This is a genomic window from Thermoplasmatales archaeon (assembly GCA_014361245.1).
GTDB lineage: Archaea > Thermoplasmatota > E2 > UBA202 > JdFR-43 > JACIWB01.
Genome location: JACIWB010000013.1, coordinates 1 through 14,681, shown reverse-complemented (window position 1 = coordinate 14,681; position 14,681 = coordinate 1). Strand labels below are relative to the sequence as shown.

The 14,681-nt window shown below is 35.8% G+C and carries 21 protein-coding genes; 13 read left to right on the top strand and 8 right to left on the bottom strand.

All coding sequences use genetic code 11. From position 1 onward, the window contains the following. Positions 1 to 8: 8 nt before the first annotated feature. From H5T45_03415 to H5T45_03355, 13 genes are read left to right on the top strand one after another with little or no spacing between them, the layout of a single operon-like run. The gene (locus H5T45_03415; protein ID MBC7128764.1) at positions 9 to 359 is read left to right on the top strand and encodes a 50S ribosomal protein L32e; all 351 of its coding nucleotides are present in this window, start codon (positions 9 to 11) and stop codon (positions 357 to 359) included. Then, complete coding sequence (locus H5T45_03410) at positions 356 to 805, top strand: 50S ribosomal protein L19e (GenBank protein MBC7128763.1); 450 nt, start codon at positions 356 to 358, stop codon at positions 803 to 805. Before H5T45_03415 ends, H5T45_03410 begins: the two co-directional genes overlap by 4 nt. Position 806: 1 nt before the next feature. Beyond that, positions 807 to 1,295: a 50S ribosomal protein L18 gene (locus H5T45_03405; protein MBC7128762.1), complete on the top strand. Its 489-nt coding sequence runs from the start codon at positions 807 to 809 to the stop codon at positions 1,293 to 1,295. After that, a complete protein-coding gene (locus H5T45_03400) occupies positions 1,288 to 1,938 on the top strand; it encodes a 30S ribosomal protein S5 (GenBank protein ID MBC7128761.1) in 651 nt (216 codons plus the stop codon). Before H5T45_03405 ends, H5T45_03400 begins: the two co-directional genes overlap by 8 nt. Continuing rightward, positions 1,935 to 2,333, top strand: coding sequence for an uL30 family ribosomal protein (locus H5T45_03395; GenBank protein MBC7128760.1), 399 nt, complete (start codon positions 1,935 to 1,937; stop codon positions 2,331 to 2,333). The genes H5T45_03400 and H5T45_03395 overlap by 4 nt, the downstream gene beginning before the upstream one ends. Then, entirely contained in the window at positions 2,330 to 2,689 is a 360-nt protein-coding gene (locus H5T45_03390; protein MBC7128759.1) for an uL15 family ribosomal protein, read from the top strand. Before H5T45_03395 ends, H5T45_03390 begins: the two co-directional genes overlap by 4 nt. 1 nt (position 2,690) lies before the next feature. Beyond that, positions 2,691 to 4,217: a preprotein translocase subunit SecY gene (secY, locus tag H5T45_03385; protein MBC7128758.1), complete on the top strand. Its 1,527-nt coding sequence runs from the start codon at positions 2,691 to 2,693 to the stop codon at positions 4,215 to 4,217. Further along, positions 4,214 to 4,750 carry an adenylate kinase gene (locus H5T45_03380; GenBank protein MBC7128757.1) on the top strand — a complete coding sequence of 179 codons (537 nt, stop codon included), beginning with the start codon at positions 4,214 to 4,216 and terminating at the stop codon, positions 4,748 to 4,750. Before secY ends, H5T45_03380 begins: the two co-directional genes overlap by 4 nt. Then, a complete protein-coding gene (locus H5T45_03375; GenBank protein ID MBC7128756.1) occupies positions 4,750 to 5,358 on the top strand; it encodes a DUF106 domain-containing protein in 609 nt (202 codons plus the stop codon). Before H5T45_03380 ends, H5T45_03375 begins: the two co-directional genes overlap by 1 nt. Then, the gene (locus tag H5T45_03370; protein ID MBC7128755.1) at positions 5,340 to 5,870 is read left to right on the top strand and encodes an AAA family ATPase; all 531 of its coding nucleotides are present in this window, start codon (positions 5,340 to 5,342) and stop codon (positions 5,868 to 5,870) included. Before H5T45_03375 ends, H5T45_03370 begins: the two co-directional genes overlap by 19 nt. 57 nt (positions 5,871 to 5,927) lie before the next feature. Next, on the top strand, positions 5,928 to 7,541 hold the full coding sequence (locus tag H5T45_03365; protein MBC7128754.1) for an AMP-binding protein: 1,614 nt from the start codon (positions 5,928 to 5,930) through the stop codon (positions 7,539 to 7,541). Further along, positions 7,538 to 8,245, top strand: a complete 708-nt coding sequence (locus H5T45_03360; GenBank protein ID MBC7128753.1) for a metallophosphoesterase — start codon at positions 7,538 to 7,540, stop codon at positions 8,243 to 8,245. The genes H5T45_03365 and H5T45_03360 overlap by 4 nt, the downstream gene beginning before the upstream one ends. A gap of 1 nt (position 8,246) precedes the next feature. Then, a complete protein-coding gene (locus H5T45_03355; protein MBC7128752.1) occupies positions 8,247 to 9,560 on the top strand; it encodes an MBL fold metallo-hydrolase in 1,314 nt (437 codons plus the stop codon). Here H5T45_03355 and H5T45_03350 read toward each other — a convergent pair. The 8 genes from H5T45_03350 to H5T45_03315 form a co-directional block, all read right to left on the bottom strand. Further along, positions 9,546 to 9,767, bottom strand: a complete 222-nt coding sequence (locus H5T45_03350) for a hypothetical protein (protein MBC7128751.1) — start codon at positions 9,765 to 9,767, stop codon at positions 9,546 to 9,548. The genes H5T45_03355 and H5T45_03350 overlap by 15 nt on opposite strands. A 40-nt stretch (positions 9,768 to 9,807) precedes the next feature. Beyond that, positions 9,808 to 10,707 carry a mevalonate kinase gene (mvk, locus tag H5T45_03345; GenBank protein MBC7128750.1) on the bottom strand — a complete coding sequence of 300 codons (900 nt, stop codon included), beginning with the start codon at positions 10,705 to 10,707 and terminating at the stop codon, positions 9,808 to 9,810. A 673-nt stretch (positions 10,708 to 11,380) separates the two neighbouring features. Next, positions 11,381 to 11,545: a DUF3985 domain-containing protein gene (locus tag H5T45_03340; protein MBC7128749.1), complete on the bottom strand. Its 165-nt coding sequence runs from the start codon at positions 11,543 to 11,545 to the stop codon at positions 11,381 to 11,383. A 39-nt stretch (positions 11,546 to 11,584) separates the two neighbouring features. Next, positions 11,585 to 11,746 (bottom strand): hypothetical protein, encoded by a 162-nt coding sequence (locus H5T45_03335; protein MBC7128748.1) that lies wholly within the window; start codon positions 11,744 to 11,746, stop codon positions 11,585 to 11,587. Positions 11,747 to 11,793: 47 nt separating this feature from the next. Continuing rightward, positions 11,794 to 12,438, bottom strand: a complete 645-nt coding sequence (locus H5T45_03330; protein MBC7128747.1) for a class I SAM-dependent methyltransferase — start codon at positions 12,436 to 12,438, stop codon at positions 11,794 to 11,796. After that, positions 12,435 to 13,673: an ABC transporter permease gene (locus H5T45_03325; protein ID MBC7128746.1), complete on the bottom strand. Its 1,239-nt coding sequence runs from the start codon at positions 13,671 to 13,673 to the stop codon at positions 12,435 to 12,437. The genes H5T45_03330 and H5T45_03325 overlap by 4 nt, the downstream gene beginning before the upstream one ends. After that, positions 13,670 to 14,374, bottom strand: coding sequence for an ABC transporter ATP-binding protein (locus tag H5T45_03320; GenBank protein ID MBC7128745.1), 705 nt, complete (start codon positions 14,372 to 14,374; stop codon positions 13,670 to 13,672). Before H5T45_03320 ends, H5T45_03325 begins: the two co-directional genes overlap by 4 nt. A 105-nt stretch (positions 14,375 to 14,479) precedes the next feature. Then, a partial coding sequence (locus H5T45_03315) for a hypothetical protein (GenBank protein ID MBC7128744.1) occupies positions 14,480 to 14,681 on the bottom strand: 202 nt, incomplete at its 5' end.

Below are 14,681 nucleotides of genomic sequence, written 5' to 3'. Positions count from 1 at the left end.
AAGCTTTAATGGAAAAAAGAAAAAACAAACCAAATTTCATCCGTCAGCAGTTATGGCAGGTAAAAAGGCTGAAGGATGTTTGGCGCCGTCCAAAAGGTGTGCAATCAAAACAGAAAAAGCATTATCACTATCGTTCGCCGTTGCCAAGAGTTGGTTATTCATCTCCAAAAAAAGTTAAAGGCTTGCATCCATCTGGCTTTAAAGAAAGGCTTGTTTATAGCTTGAAGGATATGGAGGGTATAGATGCTGAAAAGGAGGCAATAAGGATAGCTCATACTGTTGGAAAAAGGAAGAGGCAGGAAATAATTGCAAGAGCAGACGAGCTTGGAGTAAGGGTTCTTAACAGGGTGCTAAGATGAATTTAAGATATCAAAGAAGGATAGCTGCGGATTTGCTAAAATGCGGCGAAAACAGGGTATGGATGAACCCTGAAAAAATTGAGGAGATTAAAAAAGCAGTTACAAGAAGGGATATAGAAAACCTCATAAACATGGGGCTGATAAAAAAAGAAGAGAAAAAAGGCATTTCACGCGGGAGAGCAAGGAAGAGAGCCATGCAAAAGAAAAAGGGAAGGAGAAAGGGGCACGGCTCGAGGAAGGGTAAGGCGGGCGCTCGCCTCCCATCGAAGAATAGGTGGATAAAAACAATAAGACCGATAAGAGCTTATTTAAGGGAGCTTAGGGACAAAGGTATAATAAATGAAAAAACATATCGTCTTTATTATAGAAGGGCGAAAGGGGGGCAATTCAAGAATAAGGCTCATCTAAAATTGCATCTTCAGATGGAAGGAATAAAGGTGGAATGATATGAAGGCTATATTCAGGAGGAAAAGAGAAGGAAAAACAAATTACAGAAAAAGATTTGCTTTAATTAGATCCGAAAAGCCAAGGATAATAGTGAGAAAGTCAAATAAAAATATAAGGATACAGTTTGCATTGTATGATGAAAAGGGTGACAGAATAGTTGTCTCTGCTTTAGGAAGCGAACTTAAGAAATATGGATGGAATCATAGCTTCTCTAACGCACCCGCGGCATACCTTACAGGCATTATGGCGGGCAGGAGGGCAATAGAGAAGGGTATAAGTGAAGGTGTGCTTGACATCGGCTTGCAGTATCCTTCCAGAGGAGGGAATTTATTTTCAGCTTTGAAAGGGCTTTTGGATGCTGGAGTTGAAATTCCTCATAGTGAAGAAATACTTCCGAGTGAGGAAAGGATTTATGGTAGCCATATAGATGAAAAAATGATTGAAACCGTAAAGGAAATAAAGAAAAAAATAGAGGAAGAACATGCCTGATGGATGGACGCCAAAAACAAAATTGGGTAAGCTCGTTGCAAGCGGGGAAATAGCATCAATGAGCAAAGCATTGAAAAGTGGATTACCTTTAAGAGAGGTAGAAATTGTTGATCTTCTGTTGCCTGAAATAGAGGATGAAGTAATTGAAGTAAATATGGTTCAGAGAATGACTGATTCTGGCAGAAGAACAAAATTCAGGGTTACAGTTGCTGTTGGAAATAAAGACGGGTTTGTTGGATTGGGGCAGGCAAAGGACAGGGAGGTTGGAATGGCAATAAGGAAAGCTGTTGATAATGCAAAATTGAATATAATAGAGATAAATAGGGGTTGTGGTTCATGGGAATGTGGCTGTGGCATGCCCCATACATTGCCTTTTGCGGTAGAGGGTAAGTCTGGTTCTGTGAGGGTTTTGCTGAAGCCTGCTCCTCGCGGCGTGGGGCTGGCTGTTGGGAATGTTGCCAAGATTGTTTTGAGGCTGGCGGGAGTGCAGGATGCGTGGGGAATTGCAAAGGGGCATACCAAGACGACAATAAATTATGGAAAAGCGGTTTTTGATGCTTTGCGAAATACAACTGTTTACAAGATAAATGAAGATAAAAAGAAGAAGTTGAATATTGTATCTGGAATGGTGGGTTCAAAATGATTGCGGTTATCAGAATAAAAAGCACGATAGGGGCAAGCAAGGAGGTAAGAGATACTTTAAAGATGCTTAATCTGCATCGCACAAACAGTTGCACAATAATAAATGATAATCCAAGCTATAGGGGAATGCTTCAGAAAGTTAAGGATTATGTAACATGGGGAGAGATTGACGAGGAAACACTGAAGTTGCTTCTTGAAAAAAGATGTAAGACAGATGTTAATCTTGCAATAGAAAAATTAAAAAGCGGGGAAAAATTAAAAAATATAGTTAATCCATGTATAAGATTGCATCCGCCAAGAAAGGGTTATGAAAGCATTAAAAAAAGTTACTCTCAGGGTGGTTCGTCTGGTTATAGAGGAAATGCAATAAATGAGCTTATAAGGAGGATGATATGAGAAGAGTAACCAAGAAAATGCGTGGCTCCCATACGCATGGCTATGGAGGAAAGAAAAAGCACAGAGGCAAAGGATCGAGAGGAGGAGTTGGAAGGGCTGGAAAACATAAAGGAGTTAAACTTGGGTGGGGGAGAAAAGGTTTTGTAAGACATGGTTTAAAAAGAGAGATAAATACAATAAATGTTGGTGACCTTGAAAAAATTGATAAGGAAGAAATAAATTTAAAGGAGATGGGCATTAATAAATTGCTTGGTGCGGGTCATATAAGTAAGCCGATTAGGGTAATAGTTGAGAAGGCAAGCGAGAAAGCAATCAAGAAAATAGAAGAAGCCGGTGGAGAAGTTATAATGGGATAAAATGGCTGAGAAAAGCAGATTATATGTATTCAAGCCGCTCGTTGACAGATGGCCTGCAATTAAAAAACCAAAGGGACATGTTCCATTCAGAACGAAATTGCTATGGACATTAATCTGCTTAATCCTTTATTATATCCTGTCCCAGACAATGATATATGGTCTTGCTCCCGAAAGCACTGATTTGTTTGCTGGTTTTAGATTTGTAATAGCTGGAGAAAGTGGAAGCATTGTTCATCTTGGGATAGGACCAATTGTTACAGCATCAATTATACTCCAACTTTTTGTCGGTGCAAAAATAATAAATTTAAATCTCGAAGATGAAGATGATAGAGCATTTTATCAGGGCTTTCAGAAGGTTTTAATTGTAATAATGATATTTGTTGAAGCAATTCCACAGGTATTTGGTTATTTATCTCCAAGCACATCTCTCATTAATAAAGTCGGTGCTTTTGGGGCGAGAGGTATAATAATTCTGCAGTTGTTTGTCGGGGCAATGATTGTTTTCTGGATGGATGAGCTTATTTCAAAATGGGGTATTGGCTCTGGTGTTTCACTTTTCATTGCGGCTGGCGTCTCCACGGCCATAGTAACTGGCCTATTCAGCTGGCTGCCCGCAAATGCGAAAGAAGCTTTAAGTGTGTCCAATCCGCCCGCTGGGACAATTCCAAAAACAATTTATCTCACAAGCAAAATGTCTTTGAGTGAGCTTGTTGGGGGAGGTTTTGAGCAGATATTTATATCTCCTCCAAATCCATTAATAGCATTGATTGGCACCGCCATAATATTCGTTTTTGTTGTATATGCTGAATCATCAAGTGTTGAACTGCCATTAGCTCATGAAAGTGTAAGAGGAGCAAGAGGGCGCTATCCTCTCCGCCTTATGTATGCATCAAATATTCCAGTAATTCTCATGTCTGCATTGTTTGCAAATATAAACATGTTTGGAATGCTTTTATGGAGGAGCAATATACCATTTATAGGAGGGGCATGGTGGATAGGGCAATATGAAGCTGGTTCAACTCATCCAGTGGCGGGAGGAATATGGTATTTAACTGCCCCAAATGGTCTATATTCATGGTTTTTACCATTGATAGATAGAAGATATGCAGCTTACCTGCAGGGTCATGAAGCATGGCAGATGATATTGCGCCTCATAATATTTTCAGCAGTTTTTCTTTTAGGATGTGTTTTCTTCGGAAAATTCTGGATAGAAACAACAAATATGGGGCCGGAAGCAGTTGCCCGCCAAATAGAAAGCTCGGGCATGCAGATTCCTGGCTTCAGGCGGGATCCAAGAGTGCTTAAGAAAGTTCTTGAAAGATATATACCCGCTCTAACAGTTTTGAGTTCTCTCCTTGTTGGATTGCTTGCAATATTTGCTGATATGATTGGAACTGTTGGAAATACCTCTGGAACTGGTGTTTTGCTTACTGTTGGCATTGTTATAAGGCTGTATGAGGATATAGCGAGAGAGCAGGCAATGGAAATGCATCCTGTATTGAGGAAATTCCTGGGAGTGGAGGAATGAAAGTAGTGGTTGCTGGAATACCTGGGGCAGGAAAAACAACGGTGCTTAATGAAATCAGGGGAATAGAAATAATAAATTATGGAGATGTAATGTTCAGCATTGCTAAGGAGAAAAATCTTGTAAAGGATAGAGATGAAATAAGGAAGTTGCCAATTGAGGAGCAAAGAAAACTGCAGAAAGAAGCTGCTAAAATAATTTCTAAAAAAGAGAATGTTATAATTGATACTCATTGCACAATAAAAACAAAAAATGGTTACCTGCCAGGTTTACCATATGAGATAATTTCAATAATAAAGCCAGATTTTATCATTTTAATAGAGGCGGATGCAAAAGAAATTGAGAAAAGAAGGAATAAGGATAAAAATATAAGAGAAAGAGATGCAGAAAGTTTTGAGGAAATTGAAACACATCAGAATATAAATAGAATGGCTGCGATTGCATATGCAACTCTTGTAAATGCGAATGTAAAAATAGTAAAAAATATGGAAGGAAAAGTAAAGGAATGTGCTGAAGAAATAATGAAGGTGTTTTAATGGCTAATAGGCAACAATCATCCTTTCTCTTCTTCTTCCTTTTGATGATTGCCTTTTTAATAATTTTTGACCCTGTTATAAGAGATGCTATTGCAAGCGCAGTAAATTATATTCTATACCCCATTGTTGGCTTCAATGGAAATTATCCATTACTAACAGTTTTCATGGCGGGTTCGCTTGTTATTATAATTTCTGCTGTTTTAAGACATCTTACAACAGACTGGGTTGAAATGGCTAAAATGCAGGAAAAAGTAAGCGAATTTCAGAAAAAATATAGGGAAGCATTAAAGAGCCAGAACAAATATATGATAAAAAAATTGCAGAATATGCAAAAAGAAATAATGGTTGAGCAGAGCAGTATAACATCCCAACAGTTTAAAATTATGCCAATAACAATAATACTCTTCGTTCCAATATTTTCATGGATATGGAACTTTCTCTATTCAGCAAACCACTATTATTTCGACACACCCTGGCAAATTCATGTAAGCCTTTTCAAATCATCATTTATTTTTCCTAACTGGATTTTGCTTTATATGCTCTTTTCAGTTCCATTTACTCAATTTGTTCAATATTTGCTGAGATTAAAATGGCTAAAAGAAGCATAACCATTGGCGGGTTACCGGGAGCGGGCACAACCACCGTAGCCAAAATGCTGGCTGAAAAAACTGGAATGACTTATATAAATGTGGGTGAGATATACAGGGATATTGCAGATAGAAAAAGTATGCCCCTTCTTGATTTTGAAAAATATAGCGAGGCGCATCCAGAGATTGATGTTGGAATAGATAAAAAGCAGGAGGAAATAATAAGGAAAGGTAATGCTGTGGTTGAGGGGCGCCTTTCTGGATGGATTGCGCATCTTAAAAAAATACCTGCGATAAAGATATGGCTTGATTGTGATGAAAATGAAAGGATAAGAAGAATTGTTGAAAGGGAAGGAGGGGAAATTGCTGAAAAAAGAAAGGAGACAAAGGAAAGGGAGGAAAGTGAAGCAAGAAGATATAAAAAATTTTATGGAATAGATTTAAATGACAAATCAATATATGATATTGTAATAGATACTACTTCTATACCAGCTGAAGAAGTTTTAAATGAAATTATTGAAAAAATATCATGAGGTTTATTTTCATTTTTCCTTCAAAAAAGTTTATGAATTTAAAACATATTCATTTCCATGATAGAAAAAACACTTGGTCAAGTTTTAGATGAAACTGCAAAAAAATATCCAAATGCTGATGCTCTTGTATATTTGGATGGACCAAGATACACATATAAGGAATTCAAGGAAATTGTTGATAAGGTCGCCCGTGGCTTAATTGCTCTTGGGGTTAAAAACCAGGATCATGTTGCTGTTTGGGCAACAAATGTGCCGGAATGGGTAATTTTGCAATTTGCAACAGCAAAAATTGGGGCAGTTTTAGTAACAGTAAATATTTACTATAAGGCAAGAGAGCTTGAATATCTTCTTCGCCAGTCTGACAGCAAATATCTATTTTTGATTGATAAATTTAAAGATGTGAGTTATGTTGATACACTTTATACAATAATGCCAGAAATTAGAAAGGGAGAAAAATCAAGCAATTTTCCTCTTTTTGAAAAAGCAATATTTATGGGAAAAGAAAGTTATGATGGTTTGCTGAATTTTGAAGATATTTTGAGCATGAGTAAAGAAGTGGGCGAGGAAGAGTTAAAGCAAAGAGAAAAGATTGTTAATCCGCATGATGTTGTAAATATGCAATATACATCTGGCACAACAGGTTTTCCAAAAGGAGTTATGCTTACACACTACAATATAGTTAATAATGCTTACTGGGTTGGTAAAAACCTTGATTTGAGCAATAAAGACAGGTTATGCATACCTGTTCCATTTTTCCACTGTTTTGGTTGCGTTATCTCAACCCTCAACTGTGTTGTTCATGGTGCAACAATGGTTCCCATAGAGTTTTTTGATGCAGAAAAAGTTTTAAAATCAGTGGATAAGGAAAAATGCACAGCATTACAGGGTGTGCCAACAATGTTTGTAAGAGAATTGAACCATCCAGATTTTGAAAAATATGATACATCTTCACTGAGAACTGGTATAATGGCGGGCGCCCCCTGCCCATCGGAGCTTATGAAGAGGGTGATGGAGGAAATGCATGCAAAGGAAATTACAATATGCTATGGCTTGACTGAAACATCCCCTGTTCTTACTCAAACAAAAAGGGATGATCCTTTTGATAAGAGGGTTGGAAGTGTTGGGAAACCATTGCCACATGTTGAATTGAAGGTTGTTGAGCCAGATACAGATAAAGAGCTTCCACCTAATACACCTGGGGAACTTATAGCGCGTGGCTATGGAGTAATGAAGGGCTATTACAAGATGCCAGAAGCAACAGCAAAAACAATAAGGAATGGATGGCTCCATACAAAAGACCTTGCGATGATTGATAATGAGGGCTATGTTTATATCCTAGGAAGGGTTGATGATATGATTATAAGAGGTGGAGAAAATGTTTATCCTCGCGAAATAGAGGAATTTTTATATAAGCATGAAAAAATAAAGGAAGTGGCGGTTGTTGGTGTGCCTCATAGCGAGTATGGTGAGGAAGTTGCAGCATTTATACAGCTAAAAGATGGAATGAGTGCAACTGAGGAGGAGATAAAAGAATTTTGCAGGAAAAATATTGCAAGATATAAGGTTCCAAAATATATTTTATTTATAAATGAATGGCCAATGACAGCAAGCGGGAAAATACAGAAATTCAAACTCAAGGAAATAGCAAAAGAAAAACTGGGGCTAAAATGAAAATAGCTCACATATCTGATATCCATTTTGGAATGAGCTGGATGTTCATAGAAAAGATGGCAAAGAAGGGGATTGAGAGATTAAATAAGGAAGAGCCGGATGTTGTTGTTATAACAGGTGATCTAACCGATTATGGACTGAAAAAGGAATATAGAGGAGTTAAAAGATTGCTCGACAATATAAATTGCGAATATCTTGCGATACCAGGCAACCACGACGCACGCCACCAGGGAGCGGGCGTATTTGAGGAATATATTGGTGACAGATTTTTTGTTAAGAAAATGGGGGGATATAAGTTTGTAGGGCTTGACAGCAGCCAGCCAGATTTGGACGAGGGGCATGTTGGGAGGGAGCAAATAGAAAAAATGAGGGGATATATAGGGAGGAATTCAATAATAATTCTTCATCATCACTTACTTCCTATTCCAGATACTGGCAGGGAGAGAAATGTTCTTGTTGATGCTGGGGATGTGCTTAAGTTACTAACCGAATATCAGGTGAAGATTGTTTTAAACGGGCATAAACATGTTCCGTGGGTGTGGGAAATAAATAATATAGTTATCTCTACTGCTGGAACACTTTCATGCGAGCGCACACCATATACTCAATCCTTTAACATTGTTGAAATAGATAAAAAAATAAAAATAAGAAAAATAAATGTATTTGATGGGAAAGAAAAAGTAATAGTTTTTGAGGGAAAATAAAATGATAAAAGTTCATGGTGTAGGCGGATATGAAGAAGTTGGAAAGAATATGACATGCGTTGAATTTGAGGATGAAGCGGTTATTTTAGATATGGGAATTTATATGGATAGGTTCATTGCATTCAGAGAAAAAGGTTTAAAGATGGATACGCAAGCCCTTATTGATGAAGGAGCCATTCCAGATGATAAAAAAATAAGGGATTTAAAGGATAAAATAAAGGCAATAATAATATCGCATGCCCATCTTGACCATGTTGGCGGGGTAAAATGGCTTGCGCCAAATTATGATTGCAAAATAGTTACCACCCCATATACAAGTGAAATCATAACAAGGCATTCAAAAAATCTTGGCAATAGAATTGTAAGAACAAATGTAAATTCAACATACAGGATTTCAAAAAACATTGAAGTAGAATTCATAAATGTGACCCATTCAATCCCTCAGTCAACAATAGTTCATTTAAAAACGAGCTATGGGAGCATAATCTATGCTCTGGACTATAAAAATGATAATCATCCAGTAATTGGAAATAAGACAAATATAAAAAGACTTAAGGAAATCAAGGATGTTTTACTTTTAATCGCAGATTCAACAAATGTAGATGAGGAAAGAAAAACATTTTCGGAAACAATAGCAAGAGAAATGCTTAAAGATATAATTCTTGGTATGGAGACAGAAGGGCACGGAATTTTTTTAACAACATTTTCTTCACATATAGCAAGGCTAAAAAGCATGCTTGAAATAGCAAAAATTCTGAAAAGGAAAGCTGTTTTTATAGGCAAATCACTTTATGATTATATTGAATCCGCCGAGAAACTAAAACTTGTAAATTTTTCAAATGATGCGGATATAATAGAAAATGCTAAGAGGGCGGAAAGAAAAATTGCAGAGATGAATGAAAAAAAGAGTGATTATATCTTTATTGTAACTGGTGGGCTTGGAGAAAAAGATGCTGTGCTTACACAGATCGTAAATGATGAACTGCCCCTTAAAATTTCTGAAAATGATTTCGTTATATTTTCATGCGAGGTTATACCCACTCCAACCATACAGGCAAACAGGCAAATTCTTGAAGATAAGATAAGAAGGAAGAAAGCGAGAATATTTAAAGATATTCATGTATCGGGACATGCCTCAAGAGAGGATTTGAGAGATTTAATAAAAATAGTCTCTCCATTAAACATTTTACCAGCACATGGAGATATAACAAAATGCTCTTCATTTGCAACACTGGCCAATGAGATGGGATATGAGCTCGGAAAAAATGTTTATATAATTCAGAATGGACAGAGCATTTCTTTAAACCCTATCTAAAATATAGGATATACCACTTTCTGTTATTCTCAAATGATTTTCGTCCTTAATTTCAATAAATCCATTCTTTTCAAGAAAAGATAATGCATCATCAATGTCATTATTAACCTTTATTCTTAAATAATCTTTACCAACCCATCCACCTTTATTTTCTACATTATGTACAAGGAGTGCAAGCAATATATCTTCCGCAACTTCCTCAATCACATTTTTAAAGCATTTCAACTATTTATTATTTCTTTAATTTTTAGACCCCTATTCTTGTGCGCAATGCAAAAAATCCTTCTGCTTCAATTGCTCTTGCTACCTTTTCCTGGTTTCCAGGTGTAAGGGCAACCATGTAGCCGCCCAGCCCGCTTCCAGTCATTTTTGCGCCCAACGCGCCATTTTTTCTTGCAATTTCAACAAGCATATCAAGTTCATCACATGAAACTTCTATCTGGCAAAGCAGTTCATGATTTTTATTCATCAGCATTCCAACCTTATTCCAGTCCTCCTGAATTAATGCCTTTTTTGCTTCATATGCAATTTTCTTTGCTTCTTCAAATATTTCATCGTATCTTTCTCTATAAATTTCCCTCCTCTGTTTTACTCCTTCAACAACCCTCTTTGTATCTGTTGTTATTCCTGTATCTCCCATAACAATTTCAACTGGTCTGACTTTTATTTTCTCAATTTCTCCCCCTTTAACAAACCAGATTAATCCTCCAAAAGTCGAGCATGCATTGTCTATACCAGATGGCGTTCCATGATATGCCTTTTCTCCCTCATAAGCAATTTCGTTGATTTCCTCATCGCTAAGCCTCATTTTTAATTCATCAGCTATTGCTCTCGCTATTGCAACGCAGCTTGCAGCGCTCGCCCCCACGCCACTTGTCGCCTTTAAGTCGCCATGAAGCCTTATTTCAAAAGAGTCTTTAACCCGCATTTTTTCCTTTATCCTCTTTATTGACTCAATTTGCTGATGAAATTTTTCTTCTTTATAGCCAGGAGTTGCATCCCTGTCATCGTGTATTACATCCCTGTCACTTCTTTTAACTTCAGCAATTGTTTTTTTATCTATGGCAGAAGCAATTGCGGGCACACCATAAACAACAAAATGCTCGTTGAAAAGAATAACCTTACCATATCCATATCCTTTTCCCATAATTTTCATTATTTTTGAATATTTAAGATTTTTTGAGAAAAATATATATTGAAAATGAGATTAAATTAAAGAGGAATAATAAATTGAATTTCTGGATGATGCAAACTCCAAAAGAGGTAAAATATGCCTTTTCCAAAAACTTGGGTTGAAGAATTAGTAATCGAATGGCTGCACCTTGATGGATTCTTAGTTGAGGCAAATTTACCTGTGGATGTTGCCCGAGTTTCGTTCGCTTTGCTAAACCAGAATCTTTAAATATTCAAAAGCTCATAAACAAATACTATAGAAGGAGGGAGCAACATGATCAAAAAGAAGCTTGTCATCTTTGGACATTTCTGTATAGTATTGGGGTGTTTTTTGGTTACCTGGGGTATTTATCTTTTGCCAGTGAGTGAACCGACATTTATAGGAATATTTACAAAACCATTATTCTGGGGCTTGTTTTCAATATTTGGTGGAGTTTGCGCCAATTTGCATTCTTATTGCAAATGTATTCAGGGGCAAGGGTGTGCATCTACTAAAAAAGAATAGGTTAATTGAGATTATAATAACATGATTGTAATAATGATTATTATGATAATGTTTATTGACAGATTTTCCTCAAATTCCCTTTAGCAACTTCTTTTATCTACGGCATCAGGTAAAATGAAGCTACTTACGAAAAAAATCTCTATTAAAAAATATCTTTCAAAATTTCAATTATTTCGGGAAGTTTGTATATGAAAAGAAAAATAAGGAAGATTATTAAAATAACGAGCAATATTTTTATTGCAACCTTCATTATTTTCCAGAGTGCTATTAAAATTAAAAAAAATGCAATTATCAGCAGGATTATAATTGGATTCATAAGGGTAAAGTGAGCAGAAATATTTATATTTTAAGATTTGTATGAGATGAAAAGCAGGAGCACAAAAGATAGCCATGTAAGTGAGCCCGTATATAGCCATACATTTTTTATTTCCAGTAGTATGCCCAATATAATAAGCACTACTGGTATAACAAATCCAATCAGTAGATAAATTATATTTTTCATATTCATTGAGGGGTATATACATTTTTAGAATAAAAATCTTTATACTTTTTAACTTAATTTTCCTTTCTTACTATTGCAAAATGGTTATCCTTAAGCCATTTACTTGCTTTTTTTACACTCCATGCTTTTTCTATTTTAAATCCACTCTCTTTAAGTTCCTTTTTAAATTCTATCATGCTATAAAGATGATAAAATCTCATAATTTCTTCGCCATTTTTTTTCCATGGAACTAAAATATCCCCATGCTCCCCCTGCTTCTTAAAAAATTTTTTTATAAAATGAAAAATAAATCTATCCTGCCATTTTGCCCAGACAGAAATAATTGCTCTTCCTTCTTTTTTCAAAATCCTCCTCAACTCACTTAAAGCTTTTCTCCTTTCTTCCTTCCCTTCTATATTATGCAGGGCTGCAATAAATAATGCATTATCAAAAGTTTCATCTAAAAAAGGCAGATTTCTGGCATCACAGCACACAAGAAAGGCATCTCCTGCCTTTTCCCTCGCTATTTCAAGCATTGAAAATGATATATCCGCCCCAACTGCGAAACATTTTTCCTTCATTGCCGCAAGGTGGCGCCCCCCGCCACAGCCCAGATCAAGGCATGTGCCGCTGATGCTGCTTATGAAATCGAGGCATTCTTTCCATGGAAATTTGCGTTTTGCATCGAAATCTCCCGCTATTTTATCCCAATAATTCATTTTCTGATTATTCCAGTTATCAACTTATCTGTATTGAAAATTTTTACAGCAATTAGCATGAAAATAATTGAAAATATTGCAACATATGCTATGCCAGCTATCACCATAAAATAATTGTTGAAAAGCAGGAAGCGAGGAGCCATCATTGGATGGGAGAATGGTATTATAAATAGAATTATTTTTAGAAGAGATGGCATTGTTTCAAAGTCCTTGAACATTATCAAAAACATTGGAATTAGAGCAAGCATTGATAAAGGCAATGTAAGTGTTTGGGCGCTTTTATAATTTTTTGCAAAAACCCCGAGAACAACACACATCGCAAGAGCGGATGTTAATGCAAGAAAAACAGATAATGCAATTAGAAGATAATCATAGCCACTTAAACTTAATCCATAATCGGCGAGTTTTATATGGGAGGAAGCCTGAAAAGAATTTATATAATAACTGAAGCCAATCATATAGATTGTTGCCATCATTAATCCAACCACTGCACTTCCTGTTATTTTGCCCACAACTATTTCACTTCTTCTAATTGGTAAAGTTAATAAGGTTTCAAGAGTTTTATTTTCCTTTTCCATCCCCATTGAAGATATAACCATTCCTCCGCTCATCATAACTATAATCATCATCACTATTGGAATTGTTACTGATTGGGAGTAAATAAAATTTGAAAGCATCTGGGGTGAGATGCCCTCAATTTCATTATTCTTAAGTATTGTTATTTCCTTTTTCACCAAAGGTGATAGAACATTTGTTGAATTTATTCCATTTTTCTCAATAATTTCTGATGATATTTTATTGCTTATGGTTGTAAAAACATTATCAAAGAAAGCGGATGAAATTACATCACCCAATCCCAGTCCTTTAACAAGCCAGTAAATTTTTATTTCCGCCTGCTTTGAACTATCTATATTCTCACTGAAGTTAGAGGGAATAAAAATAAGACAGATTATCTTATCTTTAAATTCATTAAGCACCTTATCAATTTCTCCCTCATCTTTTCCCTCATATTTAATATTTGCAAATTTTTCTATCTCCTGGACTGCTATATCTGAAAAAATTCCATTGTCACAATTTATCAATCCAATATCCTGCTTTTTTTCCACTTCTTCCGCTATATTTCCAAAAGCATTTCCGAGGGCAACGAAAAGAAAAACAGTTATTATCATGGGCAAAATTGTTGAAGGAGTTAGCAATTCCTTAATTTCCTTTTTAACCAAGGAGAAAAAACTCATCCTATCACCTTAACAAAAACTTCCTCGATATTCCTCGCGTCATATTTCTCCTTCAGTTTCATTGGCTCGCCTTCCTCAACAATTCTCCCATTATCAATAAGAACTATCCTGTCGCACAAAAATTCTACTTCAAGCATATTATGCGATGAAAGAAGAACAGTCACACCCTCCCTTACACTTTCCTTTATTATCCTCCTTATCTCCTGAGCATTTATCACATCAAGCCCAGCAGTCGGCTCATCAAGAATTGCAAGTTTTGGCTTGTTCATCAGAGCCCTTGCCACCAGCAGTCGCCGCACCATTCCCTTGCTGTATGTTTCAATTTTGTCATCTATTCTTTTTCCAAGATTCGCTATTTCAATCCCTCTTTCAACTAAATCATCGCCATCAAAAAATGAGGATATGAACCTCAAATATTCTCTGCCTGTTAAGTTTTTGTAGGCGCCCGCCTCCTCGGGCAGGTAGCTTATCAATTTTCTTATTTCATTTGCATCGCTGTTTATATCATATCCAAAAACATTTACACTTCCTTCAGTTATTTTAAGCAATGTTGATATTATTCTTATTATAGTTGTTTTTCCAGCTCCATTAGGACCAATTAAACCAAATATTTCCCCTTCATCAACATGAAATGTTACACCTTTAACCGCCTCTATTTTTCCATATCTTTTAACAAGATTTTTCACATCAACAGCATGCATCGAGTTTAAAACATTTCAATTTAAATATTTTTGTATTTTCAGTATTTTCCGAATGTTATGTTAGATTTTGATTTTTGCAAAAAAATAAAAAATTTTTTTATCAACTTAATTTAAATCTATGAAAACAACTATTCCATCTTTTGTATCTTTTATCTGGGATAAAATTTTATTTTGAATTAAACAAAATTCATCTAAAATTTCTTTAAAATTTTTCTTACTTAATCTTGTATAAACTGTGTCAGCATCTGGAATTTTATATTTTGTTATTTCTTCCAATCTTTTGCAACCATTTTCAAGGTATCTTCCC